This is a genomic window from Streptomyces sp. NPDC026206 (assembly GCF_040638465.1).
Lineage (GTDB): Bacteria > Actinomycetota > Actinomycetes > Streptomycetales > Streptomycetaceae > Streptomyces.
In genome coordinates this window covers 71093-92071 of record NZ_JBEZYL010000008.1, presented here as the reverse complement: position 1 = coordinate 92071, position 20979 = coordinate 71093, and the positions used below count along the sequence as shown (strand labels likewise).

The 20979-nt window shown below is 70.2% G+C and carries 18 protein-coding genes and 1 pseudogene; 15 read left to right on the top strand and 4 right to left on the bottom strand.

Annotated elements, in window-relative coordinates:
- The first annotated feature begins 2 nt into the window (after positions 1-2).
- From AB0F13_RS14375 to AB0F13_RS14350, 6 genes are all read left to right on the top strand, one after another.
- Positions 3-1610, top strand: a complete 1608-nt coding sequence (locus AB0F13_RS14375; protein ID WP_362080500.1) for a glycerol-3-phosphate dehydrogenase/oxidase — start codon at positions 3-5, stop codon at positions 1608-1610.
- Positions 1611-1728: 118 nt separating this feature from the next.
- Positions 1729-2766: a glycosyl hydrolase family 18 protein gene (locus AB0F13_RS14370; protein WP_362080497.1), complete on the top strand. Its 1038-nt coding sequence runs from the start codon at positions 1729-1731 to the stop codon at positions 2764-2766.
- A 144-nt stretch (positions 2767-2910) separates the two neighbouring features.
- On the top strand, positions 2911-3990 hold the full coding sequence (locus tag AB0F13_RS14365; protein WP_362080494.1) for a PAC2 family protein: 1080 nt from the start codon (positions 2911-2913) through the stop codon (positions 3988-3990).
- A 153-nt stretch (positions 3991-4143) separates the two neighbouring features.
- A complete protein-coding gene (locus AB0F13_RS14360; RefSeq protein ID WP_362080491.1) occupies positions 4144-4836 on the top strand; it encodes an HAD family phosphatase in 693 nt (230 codons plus the stop codon).
- 428 nt (positions 4837-5264) lie between these two features.
- A complete protein-coding gene (locus tag AB0F13_RS14355) occupies positions 5265-6857 on the top strand; it encodes an ABC transporter substrate-binding protein (RefSeq protein WP_362080488.1) in 1593 nt (530 codons plus the stop codon).
- A gap of 121 nt (positions 6858-6978) precedes the next feature.
- A complete protein-coding gene (locus tag AB0F13_RS14350) occupies positions 6979-8577 on the top strand; it encodes an ABC transporter substrate-binding protein (protein ID WP_362080485.1) in 1599 nt (532 codons plus the stop codon).
- 31 nt (positions 8578-8608) lie between these two features.
- On the opposite strand, the gene AB0F13_RS14345 is transcribed toward AB0F13_RS14350, so the two are convergent.
- Both AB0F13_RS14345 and AB0F13_RS14340 read right to left on the bottom strand, forming a co-directional pair.
- A complete protein-coding gene (locus AB0F13_RS14345) occupies positions 8609-9280 on the bottom strand; it encodes a response regulator transcription factor (RefSeq protein WP_362080482.1) in 672 nt (223 codons plus the stop codon).
- 15 nt (positions 9281-9295) lie between these two features.
- Positions 9296-10270 carry a PD-(D/E)XK nuclease family protein gene (locus AB0F13_RS14340; RefSeq protein ID WP_362080480.1) on the bottom strand — a complete coding sequence of 325 codons (975 nt, stop codon included), beginning with the start codon at positions 10268-10270 and terminating at the stop codon, positions 9296-9298.
- 126 nt (positions 10271-10396) lie between these two features.
- Between AB0F13_RS14340 and AB0F13_RS14335 the strand changes: the two genes are divergently transcribed.
- From AB0F13_RS14335 to AB0F13_RS14325, 3 genes are all read left to right on the top strand, one after another.
- Complete coding sequence (locus tag AB0F13_RS14335) at positions 10397-11641, top strand: site-2 protease family protein (protein WP_362080477.1); 1245 nt, start codon at positions 10397-10399, stop codon at positions 11639-11641.
- Positions 11642-11685: 44 nt separating this feature from the next.
- Entirely contained in the window at positions 11686-12573 is an 888-nt protein-coding gene (locus AB0F13_RS14330) for a tRNA (adenine-N1)-methyltransferase (protein WP_362080475.1), read from the top strand.
- 182 nt (positions 12574-12755) lie between these two features.
- Positions 12756-13313, top strand: coding sequence for a hypothetical protein (locus tag AB0F13_RS14325; RefSeq protein WP_362080473.1), 558 nt, complete (start codon positions 12756-12758; stop codon positions 13311-13313).
- 14 nt (positions 13314-13327) lie between these two features.
- Here AB0F13_RS14325 and AB0F13_RS14320 read toward each other — a convergent pair whose 3' ends face one another.
- Positions 13328-13624, bottom strand: coding sequence for a ferredoxin (locus tag AB0F13_RS14320; protein WP_362080470.1), 297 nt, complete (start codon positions 13622-13624; stop codon positions 13328-13330).
- 242 nt (positions 13625-13866) lie between these two features.
- On the opposite strand from AB0F13_RS14320, the gene arc reads away from it, so the two are divergent.
- The 6 genes and pseudogenes from arc to prcA all read left to right on the top strand — a co-directional run bounded on the left by arc (position 13867) and on the right by prcA (position 19748).
- Positions 13867-15633 carry a proteasome ATPase gene (gene arc / locus AB0F13_RS14315; RefSeq protein ID WP_362080467.1) on the top strand — a complete coding sequence of 589 codons (1767 nt, stop codon included), beginning with the start codon at positions 13867-13869 and terminating at the stop codon, positions 15631-15633.
- A gap of 305 nt (positions 15634-15938) precedes the next feature.
- Positions 15939-17450, top strand: a complete 1512-nt coding sequence (gene dop / locus AB0F13_RS14310) for a depupylase/deamidase Dop (protein WP_362080464.1) — start codon at positions 15939-15941, stop codon at positions 17448-17450.
- A 176-nt stretch (positions 17451-17626) separates the two neighbouring features.
- Positions 17627-17845 carry a ubiquitin-like protein Pup gene (locus AB0F13_RS14305; protein ID WP_030918434.1) on the top strand — a complete coding sequence of 73 codons (219 nt, stop codon included), beginning with the start codon at positions 17627-17629 and terminating at the stop codon, positions 17843-17845.
- A gap of 28 nt (positions 17846-17873) precedes the next feature.
- Positions 17874-18152, top strand: a pseudogene (locus tag AB0F13_RS14300) (endonuclease VII domain-containing protein); the annotation flags it as partial.
- On the top strand, positions 18104-18946 hold the full coding sequence (prcB, locus tag AB0F13_RS14295; protein WP_362080461.1) for a proteasome subunit beta: 843 nt from the start codon (positions 18104-18106) through the stop codon (positions 18944-18946). The pseudogene AB0F13_RS14300 and the gene prcB, both read left to right, overlap by 49 nt.
- 46 nt (positions 18947-18992) lie before the next feature.
- Entirely contained in the window at positions 18993-19748 is a 756-nt protein-coding gene (gene prcA / locus AB0F13_RS14290; protein WP_362080458.1) for a proteasome subunit alpha, read from the top strand.
- A 30-nt stretch (positions 19749-19778) separates the two neighbouring features.
- Here prcA and AB0F13_RS14285 read toward each other — a convergent pair whose 3' ends face one another.
- Positions 19779-20771, bottom strand: a complete 993-nt coding sequence (locus AB0F13_RS14285; RefSeq protein ID WP_362080938.1) for a LacI family DNA-binding transcriptional regulator — start codon at positions 20769-20771, stop codon at positions 19779-19781.
- Positions 20772-20979: the final 208 nt, after the last annotated feature.

Here is a 20979-nt window from a genome sequence, read left to right as displayed (position 1 = left end):
TCATGACAACCCCGCAGAGCGTTCCGACCCTGGGAACGCACCCGGCCGCCGGTACCACCCCGGGCCGCGCCGAGACCCGGGACAGGCTGTCCAACGCGACGTACGACCTCCTGGTGATCGGCGGCGGCATCCTGGGCACTTCGGTGGCCTGGCATGCCGCGCAGGCCGGACTGCGGGTCGCGATGGTGGACGCCGGTGACTTCGCCGGCGCCACCTCCTCCGCGTCCTCCAAGCTCGTCCACGGCGGTCTGCGCTACCTGCAGACCGGCGCGGTCAAGCTGGTCGCGGAGAACCACCACGAGCGCCGGGTGCTGGCCAAGGACGTGGCCCCGCACCTGGTCAACCCGCTCACCTTCTACCTGCCCGTCTACAAGGGCGGGCCGGTGGGCGCGGCCAAGCTCGGCGCCGGTGTGTTCGCCTACTCGGCGCTGTCCGCCTTCGGCGACGGCGTCGGCAAGGTGATCTCCCCGGCCAAGGCCCAGGCCGACAACCCGGGTCTGCGCACGGACAACCTCAAGGCCGTCGCGGTCTACTACGACCACCAGATGAACGACTCCCGCCTGGCCGTCATGACGGTCCGCGCGGCCGTCGAGTCCGGCGCGGTCGTCCTCAACCACGCCGAGGTGACCGGCCTGCGCTTCACGCACGGCAAGGTCACCGGCGCCGACCTCAAGGACCGCACCGACGGCACCGAGTTCGGCATCGACGCGCGTGTCGTCCTCAACGCCACCGGCCCGTGGGTGGACCACCTGCGCAAGCTGGAAGACAAGGGCGCCGCGCCGTCGATCCGCCTGTCCAAGGGCGCGCACATCGTGATGAAGCGCAAGTCGCCGTGGAAGGCCGCCATGGCCACCCCGATCGACAAGTACCGCATCACCTTCGCCCTGCCCTGGGAGGACCAGCTCCTCCTCGGCACCACCGACACCGCGTACGAGGGCGACCCGGCGGACGTGCACGCCACCGAGGCCGACATCCAGCAGATCCTGGACGAGGCGGCGTTCTCCATCAAGGACGCGGACCTCGACCCCTCCCTGATGACGTACGCCTTCGCCGGCCTGCGCGCGCTGCCCGGCGGCCCCGGCGACGTGTCCCAGGCCAAGCGCGAGACCGTCGTCTCCGAGGGCAAGGGCGGCATGCTCTCCGTCGCCGGCGGCAAGTGGACGACCTACCGCCACATCGGCCGCACGGTCATGAAGAAGCTCGCGCAGGTGCCGGGCAGCCCGCTGACCGAGGACATGGAGCCCGTCTCCAGCCTGGTCCGCCGCACCCCGCTGCCCGGTGTCGCCAACCCCAACGCGGTCGCCCACCGCCTGCTCGTGGACCGCGACCCCGGCAGCCGCATGGACCCGCTGACGGCCCGCCACCTGGCCACGCACTACGGCTCGCTGGCCTTCGACATCGCGCGCCTGGTCAACGAGGACCCCTCGCTCGGCGAGCGGATCCACGAGGACGGCCCGGAGATCTGGGCCCAGGTCGTCTACGCCCGTGACCACGAGTGGGCCGAGACGGTGGACGACGTCGTGCGCCGCCGTACCACGCTGACGGTCCGCGGTCTGGACACCGAGGACGTCCGCACCCGCGTCAAGGACATGCTCGGCGACAAGAGCTGACCTCACGACGCAGTGACGAAAGGGGAGGGGCGCCCGGCGCCCCTCCCCTCCGCGCGTCGGCACCGGCAGGCAACCAACGCGCGCCCCCGCTCGTCCCTCGGAGGGAAGAGGGGGCGACATGAACCGGCCAAAGACACGCCGCAGGCTGCCGCGCAGGCGCCTGGTGACGCGCATCGCACTGGCGCTGCTCCTGCTGGTGCTGGCACCCGTCGTGGCGGCGGGCAGCGCGCTACGGGCCTCCTACGCCGGGGCACCCGCGGACGAGGCCGTCACCCGGGGCCGCGACGCCGTGTGGCTCGGGCACGCCTGGGTGGACGGCCGGCGCGGCCCGGCCGACCTGGCCCGGCTGCGCAAGCGGATCGGCGACACCGGCATCCGCGACCTGTACGTGCACGCGGGCCCACTGGAGCACGACGGCACCCTGCCCCCCTCCGCCTACCGCAACGCCCGCTGGCTGATCGACTCCGTGCACCGCGAACTGCCGGGCGTACGGGTGCAGGCCTGGCTGGGCGACAAGCTGGTCCGCCGGGGCGGCGGCGGGCTGCGGCTGGCCTCGGCGCCCGCACGCGACGCGGTCGTGGCGAGCGCCCGGCAGGTCATGGGCGCCGGGTTCGAGGGCGTGCACCTGGACGTCGAGCCGGTACCCACCGGTGACGACGACTTCCTGAAGCTGCTGGACTCGCTGCGCCCGGCGGTGCGTTCGGCCGGCGGAGTGCTGTCGGTGGCCGCCCAGCAGATCGACCCGCTGCCCTCGATGCACAGCGCCTCGGGACTGTGGGGCGGCCAGAAGTGGTGGACACAGAGCTACTTCGGCAAGGTCGCCCGCCGTACGGACCAGATAGCCGTCATGTCCTACGACACCGCGCTGCCGTGGGAGAACCTCTACGGCGGCTACGTGGCCCGGCAGACCACCCTCGCCCTGCAGGTCACGCCCAAGGAAACGGATCTGCTGATGGGCGTGCCCTTCTACCACACCGACAATCTCGGCCACCAGAGCCGGGCCGAGACCGCCGCGGCCGCCGTGCGCGGCACCCGCCTGGGGCTCAGCCGCGAGGACCGGCACCGGCAGCGGTTCGGGCTGGCGCTGTACGTGGACTTCGCGGCCACCGAGGCGGACTGGCGTGCCTACCGCGCCGGATGGGGTGTGCGTGGCTGAAAGTCCCTCCCCCTCAGGGGCTGCGAACCGGGGTCTTCGAAGTCGTAGGCTGGGGGCACACGCAAGGCAACCGCAACTGCACGGAACGGCAACCGGCGGCGCCACGGACCCAACCCGTGCGCCCCGGTCGGAAGGAGGCGCTGGGTGATCGAGCTTGAGGGGGTTCCCGAGCTGATCGACCCGGTCATGATCTGTGCCTTCGAGGGCTGGAACGACGCCGGTGACGCCGCGTCCAGTGCGGTCGCGCACCTGGACCGGGAGTGGAAGGGCGAGGTCTTCGCCGCGCTCGACGCCGAGGACTACTACGACTTCCAGGTCAACCGGCCCACGGTCTGGCTCGACGGCGGCGTACGCAAGATCACCTGGCCGACCACCCGGCTCTCCGTGGTGCGCACGGGCGGGGCCGACGGCAAGGGCGCCTCCCGCGACCTGGTCCTGGTGCGCGGTATCGAGCCGAGCATGCGCTGGCGCTCCTTCTGCAACGAGATCCTGGGCTTCGCCCACGAGCTGGGCGTGGAGATGGTCGTGGTCCTGGGCTCCCTGCTCGGCGACACCCCGCACACCCGGCCCGTGCCGGTCAGCGGGGTGACCTCCGACCCGGACCTGGCCCGGAGCCTGGATCTGGAGGAGTCCCGCTACGAGGGCCCGACCGGCATCGTCGGCATCCTCCAGGAGGCGTGCACCCACGCCGGAGTCCCGGCGGTGAGCCTGTGGGCCGCCGTGCCGCACTACGTCTCCCAGCCGCCGAACCCGAAGGCCACCCTGGCCCTGCTCAACCGCCTGGAGGACCTGATCGACCTGCGCATCCCGCAGGGCGAGCTCCCCGAGGACGCCCGGGCCTGGCAGCTGGGAGTGGACCAGCTGGCGGCCGAGGACAGCGAGGTCGCGGAGTACGTGCAGTCGCTGGAGGAGGCGCGGGACACCGCCGATCTGCCGGAGGCCTCCGGTGAGGCCATCGCGCGCGAGTTCGAGCGCTATCTGCGCCGCCGGGACGGGCAGCCGGGCCCCGCACAGCCGGGCCAGGCCGGCGGCCTCGCGGCCGAGCCCGGCCTGGCCGAGGGCGGCCGGGACGGCTCGTACCTCCGCGACACCACCAGCGGCCGTACGCGGCCCCCGCGCCGGAAGGCCAAGGACGAAGAGGCCGGTGCGGAGGGGGCCGGGGGCACCGGTGGTGCCGGTGCGGCCCCGGAGGAGGACGTGGACGGCCCGGACGGCGAGGGCTGAGGCCCGTGCGCCCCGTGGGCTGACGTTCACGGGATATTGACGCGACGCACCGTAACGGTCGGTCGTACACTTGTCGGTCCGGTGAAGGCCGGTTCGCTGCACCTGTCACAGGGTGCGCGGACCGGCCTTCTCGTCCCCTCAGGAGGTGTGCGGATGACCAGCACCATTCCCGCAGTCGACACCCGTTCGGCGGCATCGGCCCTGCAGGCCGTCCTGCTCGACATGGACGGCACGCTGGTCGACACCGAGGGCTTCTGGTGGGAGGTGGAAGTCGCCGTCTTCGCCGAGCTGGGGCACCAGCTGCTGGAGGAGTGGCGCGAGGTCGTGGTCGGGGGCCCGATGACGCGCAGCGCCTCCTTCCTGATCAAGGCGACGGGCGCCAGGATCGCCGTCGCCGAGCTGAGCGTGCTCCTGAACACCCGCTTCGCCGAGATGATCGGCCGGGGCGTGCCGCTGATGCCGGGCGCGCGGCGGCTGCTGGCGGAGCTCGCGGCCCACTCGGTGCCCACGGCCCTGGTCTCGGCCTCGCACCGGACGATCATCGACCGGGTGCTGCACAGCCTCGGGCCGCAGCACTTCACCCTGACCGTCGCGGGCGACGAGCTGGCCCGTACGAAGCCGCATCCGGACCCGTACCTGCTGGCTGCCGCCCGGCTGGGGGTGGATCCGGCCCGGTGCGCCGTCGTGGAGGACACCATGACGGGCGTCACCGCCGCGGAGGCGGCGGGGTGCCGGGTGGTGGCGGTGCCGTCCCTCGCGCCGATCCCGCCGGCCCTGGGCCGTACGGTCGTCGGCTCGCTCGAGGATGTCGATCTCTCTTTTCTCCGTGGCCTGATCACGGTCTGACGGCGGGGATGCACCGAGCGTGCGGTGCGGAATGACCAAGAACTCTGGGCGCTCGGCCGATTGTTTTCCGTGACGAATACGGCGGCCGAATTCCTCCGGGCGAGGGCGCCCTCGAAGAAGTGACGTTCGTCACCGGCCCTGATGTCCGCGCGTCGGCTTGCGTGCTCGCGAAAGTGCTCTCACGGAGGCTGAAGCGCACCCTTGTGTCCCGATTGATCAACCAGTGCCGGAATCGTTCCGGCGTCCGGATATCGGACATTCGCCTGCCGTTATCACCGCGTGATATCGCATCAACTTCATCATGTTCCGGGGCCGGTGGCCGCGCGCACTAATCTTTTCGCGAGAACTTCACGGCTGCCCGTATGACCAGCACATCAGGTATCGGTAAGGTCCGGGCACCGAACGCACCACAGGGAGAACCCCAGACAATGAACCGCAAGACGTTGGTCCTGCCCGCCGTGGCGGGCCTGCTGGCCCCCGTACTCGTCGCCTGTGGCGGGAGCGAGGGAGCCGGCGGAGCCAAGGCCATCGTCGTCGGGACCACCGACCGGTTCGAGGAGACCACCGACGCGCCCGCGCCCTTCGACCCGGCGGCCGCGTACGACATCGGCGCCTGGAACGTCCTGCACAGCACGTTCCAGACCCTGCTGCGGCTGCCCCGCTCCGGCACGGCCCCCGTCGCCGACGCGGCCGAGAAGTGCTCCTTCGCGGACCGCAACAACGAACAGTTCCGGTGCACCCTGCGCGAGGGCCTGAAATTCTCCAACGGACACGCGCTGACCGCCGAGGACGTCAAGTTCTCCATCGACCGCGCCCGGGCCATCAACTTCGAGAACGGCCCGGTGGCGCTGCTGAACGTCATCGACGTCGTGGAGACCCCCAGCGAGCGCGAGGTCGTCTTCCACCTGAAGTCGCCCGACGCGACCTTCCCGCAGAAGATCGCCACGCCGGCCGCGGCCATCGTCGACAGCGAGTCCTACGAGAAGAACAAGCTCGGCAACGGCTTCAAGACCGTCGGCTCCGGTCCGTACACCCTGAAGACCGAGCAGAAGGACGGCCGCGTCGTCAAGGCCACCTTCACGAAGAACCCGGACTACAAGGGCTCCGTGAAGATGCAGAACGACAAGGTCGAGATGCGCTTCTACGACGACTCCAAGGTGATGGAGAAGGCGCTGGGGGACGGCGACATCGACATCATGAACCGCGCCATGCTGCCCGAGCAGATCGGCCGGCTGCGCTCCTCGGCGGAGAAGGGCGTCCGCCTGCTCGAGTCGCCGGGGCAGGAGATCAGCTACCTGGCCTTCAACACCGAGGACTCCTCCGTGAAGTCCAAGGCCGTGCGCCAGGCCATGGCCCAGCTGATCGACCGGCAGACCCTGACGCGCGACGACTACAACCGTACGAGCGAGCCGCTGTACTCGATGGTGCCGACCGGTATCACCGGCCACCAGAACGCGTTCGCCAACAGGTACGGCGAGCCCAATGTCGACAAGGCGCGCTCCATCCTGAAGAACGCCAACGTCACCTCATCGGTGCCGATCACCCTCACCTACACCACGGACCACTACGGTGAGGCCACCGCCAAGGCGTTCAAGACGATCCAGAAGCAGCTGAACGCCAGCGGCCTCTTCAGCGTCAAGCTCCAGGGCGTCAAGTGGTCGGACTTCCGCCCCGAGGCTGCCAAGGGCAAGTACGCCGTCTACGGCATGGGATGGTTCCCCGACTTCCCGGACCCCGACAACTACGTCGCACCGTTCGTCGGCAAGGACAACTTCCTCGGCTCCGCCTACCGGAACTCCAAGATCGAGGAACTGATCCCGCAGTCGCGCCAGGCGTCCCAGCGCGACGGGGCCGCCAAGTACTTCCAGCAGGCCCAGGACATCGTCGCCGACGAGGTCCCGGTGCTGCCGCTGTGGCAGGGCAAGCAGTACGTGGCGGTCCGCGACAAGATCACCGGCGCCGAGTGGGCCCTCAACGCCTCCTCCGAGCTGCAGCCGTGGGAGCTCGGCCGCGGCGCGTGACACCCCGCTCCACCGCTCCACCTGATCAACCCGCTCCACCCGCTCCACCAAGCTCCACAGAACGAGTTCTACAGCTTCAGACGGTCTCTTCAGCGATACAGGAACTGTGAGGAACGTGCACGTGAGGAAACGTGACCAGTGGCTCGCCGCCCCGCTCGGCGCGGGGCTTGCCGCCGCCCTGCTCAGCGGGTGCGGATCGGAAGACGGCAAGGCGGCCGGCACCGGGGAGTCGGTGGTCATGGGAATGTCGGACGAGGTGCTCGCCACCGACCCGGCATCCGGTTACGACCCGGGCTCCTGGCTTCTGTTCAACAACGTCTTCCAGTCGCTGATGGCCTTCCCCAAGGGCAGCACCACGCCCGTCCCGGAAGCCGCCAAGAGCTGCAAGTTCAAGAACGAGACCAGCACGGTCTACCAGTGCGAGCTGCGCGACGGGCTGAAGTTCAGCAACGGCCACGACCTCACCTCCGAGGACGTCGCCTTCTCCTTCCGCCGCACGCTGAAGATCAACGACAAGAACGGTCCGGCGGCGACGATGCTCTCGTCGATCCAGGACATCAAGACGCCGGACAAGTCGACCGTCGTCTTCCAGCTCAAGCGGTCCGACGCCACATTCCCGCAGAAGATAGCCTCCGGCGCGGGATCGATCGTCGACCACACGGAGTACCCGGCCAACAAGCTCCGGTCCGACGGCAAGGCCATCGGCTCCGGCGTCTACAAGCTGTCGTCCTTCGACAAGTCCAAGGCCGTCTTCAAGGTCAACGGCTCCTACCAGGGCGCCGCGACCGTGCAGAACAACGGCATGACCATCAAGTTCTTCCACGGTCAGCAGGACGCGCTGAAGTCCGCCGTCCAGAAGGGCGACGTCGACCTCGCCTACCGTGGTCTGGCCATGAAGGACATCGCCGACCTGGAGTCCGCCTCCCTCGGTGACAAGACCAGTCTCAAGGTCGTCGAGGGCACCAGCGCCGAGGTCCAGCACCTGGTCTTCAACACCAAGGACTCGGTGGTCGGCAAGGTCGGCGTGCGCAAGGCCATCGCCTACCTCGTCGACCGCAGCACCCTCGTGCGGGACGTCTACAAGCGCACCGCCGAGCCGCTGTACTCCGTCGTCCCCAGCGGGATCACCGGCCACAAGACGCCGTTCTTCGACCTCTACGGGGACCGGCCGAGGCCCGACAAGGCGGCCGACGCCCTGAAGTCCGCGGGCGTCACCGGCAAGGTCAAGCTCACCCTGTGGGCCACCCCGGTCCGCTACGGCCCCGCCACCGTGGCCGAGTTCCAGGAGATCGCCAAGCAGCTCAACGCCAGCGGCCTCTTCGAGGCGGACGTCCAGAGCGTCCCCCTGGAGGAGTACGAGAAGGGCATCGAGGCCGGGAAGTACGGCGTCTACGTCAAGGGCTGGGTGCCCGACTACCCGGACCCCGACAACTTCACCGCGCCGTTCTTCGGCGAGGACAACGTCCTCGCCAACAACTACCAGTCCAAGGAGATAGCCGGCATCCTGCCGGCCACTGCCGCCCAGGGCAGCCGCCCGGCGACCGTCAGCGACTTCATCAGGCTGCAGAAGACCGTCGCCGACGAGGTGCCCGTGCTGCCGCTGTGGCAGGGCAAGCAGTACGCGGTGGCCAACGGCCGCATCTCCGGTCTCCAGTGGACCCTCGACGCCTCGACCGTCTTCCGATTCTGGGAGATCAGCAAGGCCGCCAAGGAGTCCTGACCGGCTCCGACCCCAGGACGCCCCGGTGCCGCTACTGCGCGCCGGGGCGTACCAGTCCGCTCTCGTAGGCGTAGACCGCGGCCTGCACCCGGTCCCGCAGGCCCAGCTTCGTCAGGACGTGCCCCACATGCGTCTTGACCGTCGTCTCGCTGACGAACAGATCCGCCGCGATCTCCGCGTTCGACAGGCCGCGCGCCACCAGCTTCAGCACCTCGACCTCACGCTCGGTCAGCGTGTGCAGCGTGTCCGGCAGCGGCTCCTCGCCCGACGGCAGATGCCCGGCGTACTTGTCCAGCAGCCGCCGTGTGATGCTCGGCGCCAGCATCGCCTCGCCGCCCGCCACCACCCGGATCGCCTGCACCAGCTCATTGGCGGGCGCGTCCTTCAGCAGGAAGCCGCTGGCCCCCGCGCGCAGCGCCTCCACCACGTACTCGTCGAGGTCGAAGGTGGTCAGCACCAGCACCTTCGCCGGGCCGTCGCGCTCCGGCCCGGTGATCTGCCGGGTCGCCTCGACGCCGTCCATGCGGGGCATCCGGATGTCCATCAGCACCACATCGGGCTGCAGCGCCCGGACCTGGTCGAGCGCCTGCAGACCGTCCCCGGCCTCCCCGACGACCGCCAGGTCCTGCTCGGCCTCCAGGATCATGCGGAAGCCGGTGCGCAACAACGGCTGGTCATCGACCAATAGGACGCGGATCGCCACAGGAGAACTCCTTCGCTAGACCGGCTCCATTCTGCCCTGACCCGCTTCGCCCGGGGCAGCCGGTCCGGGCGCGGACTCCACGCGCTGCGCGGGCACGGGCAGCGGGTACGGCGGGGGAGTGCCACCGAATTCCGGGCACAGGGCCTTGTGGTCGCACCAGCCGCACAGCTTCGTCGGCCGGGGCCGCCAGTCGCCCGTCTCCGTGGCCAGCGAGATCGCCTCCCACAGGCCGCGCAGCTTGCGCTCCACCGCCAGCAGCTCCGCCTCGGCCGGGTCGTACGTGAGCACATCGCCACTGCCCAGATAGACCAGCTGCAGCCGGCGCGGCACCCGGCCGCGCAGCCGCCACACCACCAGGGCGTAGAACATCATCTGGAACAGGGCGTCCCCCCGGTACTGCGGGGCCGGGGCCTTGCCCGTCTTGTAGTCCACGATCCGCACGTCACCCGACGGCGTCACATCCACCCGGTCGACGATGCCCCGCAGCTTCAGCCCCGCCTCGCCCGCACCCTCGATCACGGTCTCCACGAAGAGCTCCCGCTCGGCCGGCTCCAGCCGCGTCGGGTCCTCCAGCTCGAACCACCGCTCGACCAGCCGCTCCGCGTCCCCCAGCCACGTCGCCAGCTGCTCCTCGTCGTGCGAACCGTCCTCCCGGCGGAACAGCTCCGCCAGCTCCGGCCGGCCCGCCAGCAGCTTCTCCCACTCGCCCGGCACCAGCCCCCGCGCCCGCGGTGCCGTCCGCTCGGCCGCCGGCGCGTCGAAGAGCCGCTCCAGCACCGCGTGCACCACCGTGCCGCGTGTGGCCGCCGGGCTCGGCTTCTCCGGCAGCTTGTCGATCACCCGGAAGCGGTAGAGCAGCGGGCACCGCATGAAATCGGCCGCGCGCGACGGCGACAGCGAGGCCGGGCGCACGGCCCCCGACGGGGCGGCGCAGCGGTCCCCGGCCGGCTCGCCGGACTGCCCGGCGGAATTATCGGTGGCGGTATCCATGACAGAGACCCTACGGCCCGTCACTGACAGTCGGCCGCATACCATCGACGGTAGACCCCCTCGCACTGCATGATCGTGACAGCGCACCAGGCGGGTGCGGGGGGCCGGAGCCGACGAGGGGACACCGTGGACAACAGCGGGCAGGGCCAATCCGGCGGCGGGGGCACAGGCCGGCCGGCCGGGCCCGGGGACCGCAAGCCGAAGCGCCCGCGCGAGGCCGGCGGCGGCATCCTCATGGGCCGCCCCTTCGGCGTGCCCGTCTACGTCGCGCCCAGCTGGTTCCTGGTCGCCGCCCTCATCACCTGGGTCTTCGGCGGCCAGCTCGACCACGTCCTGCCCGAGCTGGGCCGCGCCCGCTACCTGGTCGCCCTCTTCTTCGCCGTCGCCTTCTACGCCTCCGTGCTGGTCCACGAGCTGGCCCACACCGTCGCGGCCCTGCGCTTCAAGCTCCCCGTGCGCCGCATCCAGCTGCAGTTCTTCGGCGGCGTATCGGAGATCGAGAAGGAGAGCGAGACCCCCGGCCGCGAATTCGTCCTCGCCTTCGTCGGCCCCCTGCTCTCGCTCCTCCTCGCCGGCGTCTTCTACCTCGGCCTGCTCGCCGTCGACCCCGACTCCGTACCCGGCGTCCTGCTCGCCGGACTGATGGTCTCCAACCTGCTGGTCGCGGTCTTCAACCTGCTGCCCGGCCTGCCCCTGGACGGCGGCCGGATGCTCCGCGCCGTCGTCTGGAAGATCAGCGGCAAGCCCATGACCGGCACCGTCGCCGCGGCCTGGGTCGGCCGCGCCCTGGCCGTCGCCGTCCTCGTCGGCCTCCCGCTGCTCACCCACGGCGGCGGCCTCGGCGGCAGCGACTCCGCGGACTTCGGCGGCGTCGACATGCTCACCGACGCCCTGCTCGCCGCGATCCTCGCTGCGATCATCTGGACCGGCGCCGGCAACAGCCTGCGCATGGCCCGGCTCCGCGAACACCTGCCCGCCCTGCGCGCCCGAACGCTCACCCGGCGCGCCGTGCCCGTCCAGGCCACCACCCCGCTCTCCGAGGCGCTGCGCCGCGCCAACGAGGCGGGAGCCCGCGCCCTGGTCATCGTCGACGGACAGGGCCGGCCCACCGCACTGGTCCGCGAGGCCGCCATCGTCGGCATCCCCGAGCACCGCCGCCCCTGGGTCGAGGCCGGCACCCTCGCCCAGGACCTCACCGACGGCATGCGCCTGTCCGCCGACCTCTCCGGCGAGGAGCTCCTGGAGACCCTGCGGGCCACGCCCGCCACCGAATACCTGGTGACCGAGGACAGCGGCGAGGTCTACGGCGTCCTGTCGACCTCCGACGTGGAGCGCGCCTTCGTGGCCGCGATGGCCAGGCCCTCCCCCTGAGCCTCGTGGTGCCGGGCCCTCCCGGCGCCCGGTAGGCTGGTCACATGTCCGAACCGACCGGTGCCGCCCGCCGTCGCGGCCCCTTCCAGGTCGGGGACCAGGTCCAGCTCACCGATCCCAAGGGACGCCACTACACCTTCACGCTCGAGGCCGGGAAGAACTTCCACACCCACAAGGGTTCCTTCCCCCACGACGAGCTGATCGGTGCTCCCGAGGGCAGTGTTGTCCGTACCACGGGAAACGTCGCCTACCTCGCGCTGCGCCCCCTGCTCCCCGACTACGTCCTGTCCATGCCCCGCGGTGCCGCCGTGGTCTACCCCAAGGACGCGGGGCAGATCCTGGCCTTCGCCGACATCTTCGCCGGCGCACGCGTCGTCGAGGCGGGAGTGGGCTCCGGCTCGCTCAGCGCCTTCCTGCTGCGTGCCATCGGCGACCAGGGCATGCTGCACTCCTACGAGCGCCGCGCGGACTTCGCCGAGATCGCCCAGGCGAACGTGGAGCGCTACTTCGGCGGCCCGCACCCCGCCTGGCAGCTGACCGTCGGCGATCTGCAGGACAACCTCTCCGACACCGACGTCGACCGTGTCGTCCTCGACATGCTCGCCCCGTGGGAGTGCCTGGAGGCCGTCTCCAAGGCACTCGTGCCCGGCGGCATCCTGTGCTGCTACGTGGCGACCACCACCCAGCTCGGGCGGACCGTGGAGTCCATCCGTGAGATCGGCTGCTTCGCCGAGCCGCAGCCGTGGGAGTCGATGGTCCGCAACTGGCACGTGGAGGGCCTCGCCGTCCGCCCGGACCACCGGATGATCGGCCACACCGGCTTCCTGGTCACCGCCCGCCGCCTCGCCGACGGCGTGGAGCCCCCGATGCGCCGCCGCCGCCCCGCCAAGGGCGCGTACGGCGACGACTACGAGGGTCCCAACAAGGGCTGACCCCACACCACGCACAGGCGCCGCCGCCGGGATCGCACTTCGCGGAACTCGGCGGTGGCGCCTCTTCGTTGGGGGTCCTTCGAGGGCCTGCGGCGCGCGAGTCCCTGTTCCGCGACCGGGTGGCCGTATGGCACGATGCGGAAGATCCTCGTCCCCCGCAGCTCTCACAGGAGTCGGCGCGCGTGCAGCCAGCAGGACCCGAGCCCCACCCGCACTCCCGTCCCCGCCCGGCCCACTGGCTCGCCACCGCCGCCGCGCTGGCCGCCGTGCTCGCCGGCGCGGCCCTCGCCGGTCCCGGCGACGCCACGGCCACCGCGCCCGCCGCGGCGACGGCCGCACCGGACGCGCACGCCGCGCGCTATCCCGTCGACTGCGGCTCCGCCGGCCCGGACGTCGTCCGGCAGGCCCCCGCCGACCTGGACGGCGACGGGCGGCCCGAGACCGTCGTGGTCGTGCGCTGCCCCTCCGGCGCGGGCACCCGGCCCAGCGGTGTGTACGTCCTCGCGCCCCCGGCCGCCGAGAGGGGTGCGCCACGGGTCGTGGCGACCCTCGTGGACCCCCGCGAGAAGATGGGCGTCACCGGCCTGGAGGCCGCCGGAGGCACCGTTTCGGCCACTCTCCTCGGCTACTCCGCCGCGAGTGTGCCGCGCTGCTGCCCGGACATGCGCCGTGTGGTCAAGTGGCACTGGCGGGACGGGAAGTTCGTCCTGACAGCACAGCCCGTCGCGGGAAGCGTCTGATCCGTAACGTCCTGTTACCCGGCGTCCGGCCCGTAAACCTCGACCTTGTCGGAAACGCGCCTGACATGGATGCAGTCGCCCGGGCACTCCTTCGCCGAGTCCCGGACGTCGTTCAGCAGCGGCAGCGGGACGGGCGTGGTGGCACCCTTGTCCTGGAGCAGCTCGTCGTCGGCGCTCTTCACATAGGCCAGACCGTCGATGTCCAGCTCGAAGACCTCGGGGGCGTACTGCGCGCAGATGCCGTCCCCGGTGCACAGATCCTGGTCGATCCAGACTTCCAGTTCGCCGAGTCCGTCTTCCTGCACGGTCATCTCGCCTGCCGTTCCCTACGTATGTGAATCAATTGGAGCCAGCACTGACGGGTGTTGACCGAGTCGACGATACAACCGCCCGCTTTCCGATGTTGGTGGGTGGGTATCCCCCTGACGTGAGGACGTGCGCAAGGGTGAAGATCGGACACACTCCGACCGGGTTTGTGATCTAGGGGTTTCAACCTGCACCGGCCCAGGTAGGGTCAGGAAGCGTCCAGCTCCCCTTGGAGGAGGTGAGGACCGTGGCAGCCCACGACGACGACATGAACCGCGGCATCCGGCCGGGACGAGGGTCTGACGACCCCGCGGGCCAGGTTGCCTATCTCGAGCAGGAGATCGCCGTCCTGCGACGCAAGCTCGCCGACTCTCCGCGTCACACGAGGATCCTCGAAGAGCGGATCGTCGAGCTCCAGACGAACCTGGCCGGGGTGTCCGCACAGAACGAACGGCTCGCGAACACCCTCCGTGAAGCTCGCGACCAGATCGTGGCCCTCAAGGAAGAAGTGGACCGGCTCGCACAGCCGCCCGCCGGCTTCGGCGTCTTCCTGCAGGCGAACGAGGACGGCACGGCCGACATCTTCACCGGGGGCCGCAAGCTCCGGGTGAACGTCAGCCCGAGCGTTGAGATCGAGGACCTCCGGCCCGGCCAGGAGGTCATGCTCAACGAGGCGCTCAACGTGGTCGACGCCATGGAATACGAGCGGGCCGGGGACATCGTCACCCTCAAGGAGATCCTCGAGGACGGCGAACGCGCCCTGGTCATCGGACACACGGACGAGGAGCGGGTGGTGAGGCTCGCCGAGCCGCTGCTGGACATCACCATCCGCCCCGGCGACGCCCTGCTGCTCGAATCCCGCTCCGGCTACGTCTACGAGGTCATCCCGAAGAGCGAGGTCGAGGAACTCGTCCTCGAAGAGGTCCCGGACATCGACTACACGAAGATCGGCGGCCTGGGAAACCAGATCGAGCTGATCCGCGACGCGGTCGAGCTCCCCTACCTCTACCCCGACCTCTTCAAGGAGCACGAACTGCGCCCGCCCAAGGGCGTGCTGCTCTACGGCCCGCCCGGCTGCGGCAAGACGCTCATCGCCAAGGCCGTCGCCAACTCTCTTGCCAAGAAGGTCGCCGAGGTCACCGGCAAGCCCGCGGGGAAGAGCTTCTTCCTCAACATCAAGGGCCCCGAGCTGCTCAACAAGTACGTCGGCGAGACCGAGCGGCACATCCGGCTGATCTTCCAGCGGGCCAGGGAAAAGGCCAGCGAGGGCACCCCGGTGATCGTCTTCTTCGACGAGATGGACTCCCTCTTCCGCACCCGCGGCTCCGGGGTCAGCTCGGACGTGGAGAACACCATCGTCCCGCAGCTGCTCTCCGAGATCGACGGCGTGGAGGGCCTGGAGAACGTCATCGTCATCGGCGCCTCCAACCGCGAGGACATGATCGACCCCGCGATCCTGCGCCCCGGCCGGCTCGACGTGAAGATCAAGATCGAGCGTCCGGACGCGGAGGCCGCCAAGGACATCTTCTCGAAGTACCTGACCGAGACCCTCCCCCTGCACGCGGACGATCTCACCGAGCACGGCGGATCGGCCAGGGCCGCCGTCGACGGCATGATCCAGTCCGTCGTCGAGCAGATGTACGCGGAGTCCGAGGAAAACCGCTTCCTCGAGGTCACGTACGCCAACGGAGACAAGGAAGTCCTCTACTTCAAGGACTTCAACTCCGGCGCGATGATCCAGAACATCGTGGACCGGGCCAAGAAGATGGCCATCAAAGCCTTCCTCGACCACAACCAGAAGGGTCTGCGCGTCTCCCACCTGCTCGCCGCCTGCGTGGACGAGTTCAAGGAGAACGAGGACCTGCCCAACACCACCAACCCGGACGACTGGGCCCGGATCTCCGGCAAGAAGGGCGAGCGAATCGTCTTCATCCGCACCCTGGTCACCGGAAAGCAGGGCGCGGACACCGGCCGCTCCATCGACACCGTGGCCAATACGGGCCAGTACCTGTAACACCGCCGTCCGGCTGCGGATGTCCCTGTTGTTCTCGTCCCCCCGCCTCCCGGCGGAGGGACCCAGGGCGTCCGCAGCCGGACGCGTTTTGCCCCACTTGTAGGACTCGTACAACGACCTGTTCCGCGCACTGCACGAACCGGAGCAATGACTGTAATGATCTCCCCAGCGCCGCAAAGCCGTTCTAGGCTCTTCGGTACCGCCGCACAGCGCAGTGGGGGATCGGGGACCGTATACGGACCGGAAGCGCAGCGGTACTTGAGCGCCGACCCCACCAGGGGGCGCCGCCGGGCAAGGAGGGCCGCATGACCGTACGGCGAGTAATGGGCATCGAGACGGAGTACGGGATCTCCGTCCCCGGTCACCCGAACGCCAATGCCATGCTCACCTCGTCCCAGATCGTCAACGCCTACGCGGCCGCGATGCACCGGGCACGCCGTGCCCGCTGGGACTTCGAGGAGGAGAACCCGCTGCGGGACGCCCGAGGCTTCGACCTCGCCCGCGAGGCGGCGGACTCCAGCCAGCTCACGGACGAGGACATCGGCCTGGCCAATGTCATCCTCACCAATGGCGCACGCCTGTACGTCGACCACGCCCACCCCGAGTACAGCTCGCCGGAGATCACCAACCCCCGCGACGCCGTCCTCTGGGACAAGGCGGGCGAGCGCATCATGGCGGAGGCCGCCGAGCGCGCCGCCCAGCTCCCCGGCGCCCAGCCCATCCACCTCTACAAGAACAACACCGACAACAAGGGCGCCTCCTACGGCACGCACGAGAACTACCTGATGAAGCGGGAGACCCCCTTCTCCGACATCGTGCGCCACCTGACGCCCTTCTTCGTCTCCCGCCAGGTCGTCACCGGGGCCGGCCGGGTCGGCATCGGCCAGGACGGCCACGAACACGGCTTCCAGATCAGCCAGCGCGCCGACTACTTCGAGGTCGAGGTAGGCCTGGAGACCACCCTCAAGCGCCCCATCATCAACACCCGCGACGAGCCCCACGCCGACGCCGAGAAATACCGCCGACTGCACGTGATCATCGGCGACGCCAACCTCTCCGAGATCTCGACCTACCTCAAGCTGGGCACCACCGCTCTGGTGCTCTCGATGATCGAAGACGGCTTCATCGCCGCCGACCTCGCCGTGGACCAGCCCGTCCGCACCCTCCACCAGGTCAGCCACGACCCCTCGCTGCGCCGCCTGATCACGCTCCGCAGCGGCCGCACACTCACGGCCGTCCAGCTGCAGATGGAGTACTACGAGCTGGCGCGCAAGTACGTGGAGGACCGCTTCGGGGCGGACGCGGACGAGCAGACCAAGGACGTGCTCACCCGCTGGGAGGACGTCCTGGGCCGGCTGGAGCACGACCCCATGAGCCTGGCCGGCGAGCTGGACTGGGTGGCCAAGCGCGAGCTGCTCGAGGGCTACCGCCGCCGCGACCGCCTGGACTGGGACGCGGCCCGGCTGCACCTGGTCGACCTCCAGTACGCGGACGTACGCCCCGACAAGGGGCTCTACAACCGCCTGGCGGCCCGCGGCAAGATCAAGAGGCTCCTGGACGAGGCCGATGTGGCCCGCGCCCGCACGGCCCCGCCGGAGGATACGCGGGCCTACTTCCGCGGCCGCTGCCTGGAGCAGTACGCCGACGACGTGGCGGCGGCCTCCTGGGACTCGGTCATCTTCGACCTCCCGGGCCGTGACTCGCTGCAACGCGTCCCCACGCTGGAGCCACTGCGCGGCACCCGCAACCACGTCAAGGAACTCCTGGACCGCTGCCGCACGGCGGAGGAACTGGTCCGTGTCCTGTCGGGCGGCTGAGCGGGGATCCCTCCAGCGGTAGCCGGGAGAGGGTCTGAGAAGCACGTGAAGCGGGAATCATCAGGGTGGTTCCGGGACGTTGTAGGAAGTGCAGGGCCGATGCCGGACCCTGCTTGTAGGGTCTGATCTTGTAGGTCTCGTGTACGTGTACGTCGAAACCGAGCGGGGTGAGGGGTATGGCGACCAAGGACACCGGCGGCGGGCAGCAGAAGGCCACGCGTTCGACAGAGGAGGTCGAGGAGCAGGCGCAGGAAGCGCAGGCATCCGAGGACCTCAAGGAGCGCCAGGAGAAACTGTCGGACGACGTGGACTCTGTGCTGGACGAGATTGACGACGTCCTGGAGGAGAATGCCGAGGACTTCGTGAGGTCATTCGTCCAGAAGGGCGGGCAGTAGGGGCGATTTGCCTTCGATTCGAGTGGCTTACAGCAAGCGGCAGTACGGCATGACAGAGGACGAGCGAAACCAGCTCGTGGCCGCCCAAGGAGGCGTCCGCGTGATCTGCCTTGCCGCTCCGCCGGAGCACGTGGATCATGATCACGAAACGGGTGCTGTGCGTGGCGTGCTGTGCTTCAGCTGCAACGCCGCCCTGGGGCAGTTCAAGGATCGGCCGGACGCCATGAGGCGTGCCGCCGAATACGTGGAAGGAAACGTGTGGAAGCCAACCCTCGTAGCACCGGGCGTCTACCAGCTGCCTTCCTGACGCCGGGCTCGTCGTCCTTCATGGACTTCCTCGGTGCGCATCAGCCGGATCTGCTGCCGCGCAACCGGACGCTGCCCGCGCCCGGGGTCATCGAGGCCCCGCACGGGACGACCATCGTGGCCGCGACGTTCCCCGGCGGGGTGGTGCTCGCCGGTGACCGGCGGGCCACCATGGGCAACATCATCGCGCAGCGCGACATCGAGAAGGTCTTCCCCGCCGACGAGTACTCGGCCGTGGGTATCGCGGGCACGGCGGGGCTGGCCGTGGAGATGGTCAAGCTCTTCCAGCTGGAGCTGGAGCACTTCGAGAAGGTGGAGGGGGCTCAGCTCTCGCTGGAGGGCAAGGCGAACCGCCTGTCGACGATGATCCGCAGCAACCTGGGCATGGCCATGCAGGGCCTGGCCGTGGTGCCGCTCTTCGCGGGCTGGGACGTGGACCGGCAGAAGGGCCGCATCTTCTCCTATGACGTCACCGGCGGGCGCTCGGAGGAGCACGGCTTCTCGGCCACCGGTTCCGGCTCGCTGTTCGCGCGGGGGTCGCTCAAGAAGCTCTTCCGGGAGGACCTGACCGAGGGGCAGGCCACCACGCTGGTCGTCCAGGCGCTGTACGACGCCGCCGACGACGACTCGGCGACCGGCGGTCCCGACCTCGCACGCCGTATTTATCCGATCGTCACCGTCATCACCGAGGAAGGTTTCCGCAAGCTCACGGAGGCCGAGTGCTCCGAGGTCGTCCGCGCCATTCATGAGCGGCGGCTCGAGGAGCCCGACGGTCCGCGGGCCGCGCTCCTGTGATGCCCTCCTCACCGACGGAACTCCAGACAAGAAGGGACGGATAACGGTGTCGACGCCGTTCTATGTCTCACCCCAGCAGGCCATGGCCGATCGCGCCGAGTACGCCCGCAAGGGCATCGCGCGCGGCCGCAGTGTCGTGGTCCTCCAGTACAACGATGGCGTTGTCTTCGTCGCCGAGAACCCGTCCCGCGCGCTGCACAAGGTCAGCGAGATCTATGACCGGATCGCCTTCGCGGCGGTCGGGAAGTACAACGAGTTCGAGAACCTGCGCATCGGCGGGGTGCGCTATGCCGACCTGCGCGGCTACACCTACGACCGCGGCGATGTCACGGCCCGTGGCCTGGCCAACGTCTACGCGCAGACGCTGGGCACGATCTTCTCCAGTGCGGGCGAGAAGCCGTACGAGGTCGAGCTGATCGTCGCGGAGGTCGGTCCGGCCCCCGAGGACGACCAGATCTACCGGCTGCCGCACGACGGCTCGATCGTGGACGAGCACGGCTCGGTGGCGGTCGGCGGTAACGCCGACCAGATCAGCAGCTATCTCGACCAGCGGCACCGGGACGGGATGACGCTGTCCGAGGCGCTCAAGCTGGCGGTCGAGTCGCTGACCCGGGACGCCAACGGCAGCGAGCGCACGCTGACCGCCGAGCAGCTGGAGGTCGCGGTCCTGGACCGTAAGCGGCCGCAGCAGCGGAAGTTCAAGCGGCTGCTGGGGCGCCAGCTCTCCCGGCTGCTGGAGGAGAGCTCCAGCGCGTCCGGGTCGGCTGCCGCCTCCTCCGACGCCGAGGACACCGAGGAGTAATCCCCGGGGCCCCGCCCCGGACCCCGGCTCTCAAACGCCGGACGGGCTGCCGTCGGCCCGTCCGGTGGAGTTCCGGGTCACCAGTTCCACCGGCAGGGCGGCCGGTGCGACGGGCCGCTCGTCGAGTACGGCCACCAGCGCCCGCATGCCGGCCTCGCCCACGGCTTCGGCGGGCAGCCTGACCGTGGTCAGCTCGGGTTCGAGGGCGGTCGCCAGGGGCAGGTCGTCGAAGCCGGTCACCGAGACGTCGTCGGGCACCCGCAGCCCGAGCCGCCGGGCGGCCTTGCAGGCACCCGCGGCCAGCACGTCCCCGTCGCAGATCAGCGCCGTCGGACGGGGCCCGGGCCCGGTCAGGGCCCGCTCGGCGGCCCGGCGCCCCGCGTTGACGTCCAGCGCGGCGGGCTCGGTGCGCAGGGTCGTGCCGTCGGTTCCGCGCAGGGTCTCGGCCAGGGCACGGGCGCGTACCTGGAAGGTCCAGGAGTCGATGTCGGCTGCGATGTGCGCGAGCCGCCGGTGCCCGAGGGCGAGCAGGTGCTGCGCCACCTGCCGCATGCCGTCGGCGATGTCGAGGTTGACCGTCGCCGCGGCGGCGGTCCGCCCGGGGTCGCTGTCGATCATCACCAGGGGGAGGCCGCCCTCGCGGATGTCGGCCAGGGCGTCGGCCGCCATGGAAGAGGCGATGACGCCGTCGAGGGTAGCCCGCGCCGAGGCGAAGGGGTCGGGGGCGGGGCCGGTGCCCTCCGGCGAGGGGTAGAGCACCACGCCCATGCCGTGTTCGGCGGCGGCCCGGGCCGCGCCGGTGTAGACGCGGGCGAAGAAGTCGTTGGTGAGGGCGGGCACGACCAGCAGCGCGGTACGGGTGCGGCCCAGGCGCAGGTTCCGGGCGGCGAGGTTGGGCCGGTAGCCGAGCTCACGGGCGGCCGAGCGCACGGCCTCGGCGGTCGGCTCGGACACCCGGCCCCGCCACTTGCCGCCCATCACGAGGGAGACGGTCGCCTGCGAGACCCCCGCTGCCCGTGCCACGTCCCGGCTGGTGGCGCGGAGGGTGTCCGCGTGCCGCCCCCGGACGGTGGGCCGGCGAGGCCCGCTCTGCCCGTCGCCGTGTCCGCCCCCGCGCTCGACCTCCGTCACGGCTGTGACGCCCCTCTCCGGTGCTGCCTGCGGCTGGACCCGCGGGCTGCGGCCATGGTACGTATAACGACGCTAGTTATACGTAAAACCGGGATGGCTC

Bases quoted from the DNA above. Each gene is read 5' to 3' on its own strand.
- AB0F13_RS14360 (WP_362080491.1), top strand. From the start codon at position 4,144: ATGACCAGCACCATTCCCGCAGTCGACACCCGTTCGGCGGCATCGGCC.
- AB0F13_RS14330 (WP_362080475.1), top strand. From the start codon at position 11,686: ATGTCCGAACCGACCGGTGCCGCCCGCCGTCGCGGCCCCTTCCAGGTC.
- dop (WP_362080464.1), top strand. From the start codon at position 15,939: ATGACCGTACGGCGAGTAATGGGCATCGAGACGGAGTACGGGATCTCC.
- AB0F13_RS14375 (WP_362080500.1), top strand. From the start codon at position 3: ATGACAACCCCGCAGAGCGTTCCGACCCTGGGAACGCACCCGGCCGCC.
- AB0F13_RS14340 (WP_362080480.1), bottom strand. From the start codon at position 10,270: ATGGATACCGCCACCGATAATTCCGCCGGGCAGTCCGGCGAGCCGGCC.
- AB0F13_RS14370 (WP_362080497.1), top strand. From the start codon at position 1,729: ATGAACCGGCCAAAGACACGCCGCAGGCTGCCGCGCAGGCGCCTGGTG.
- AB0F13_RS14305 (WP_030918434.1), top strand. From the start codon at position 17,627: ATGGCGACCAAGGACACCGGCGGCGGGCAGCAGAAGGCCACGCGTTCG.
- AB0F13_RS14320 (WP_362080470.1), bottom strand. From the start codon at position 13,624: ATGACCGTGCAGGAAGACGGACTCGGCGAACTGGAAGTCTGGATCGAC.
- AB0F13_RS14355 (WP_362080488.1), top strand. From the start codon at position 5,265: ATGAACCGCAAGACGTTGGTCCTGCCCGCCGTGGCGGGCCTGCTGGCC.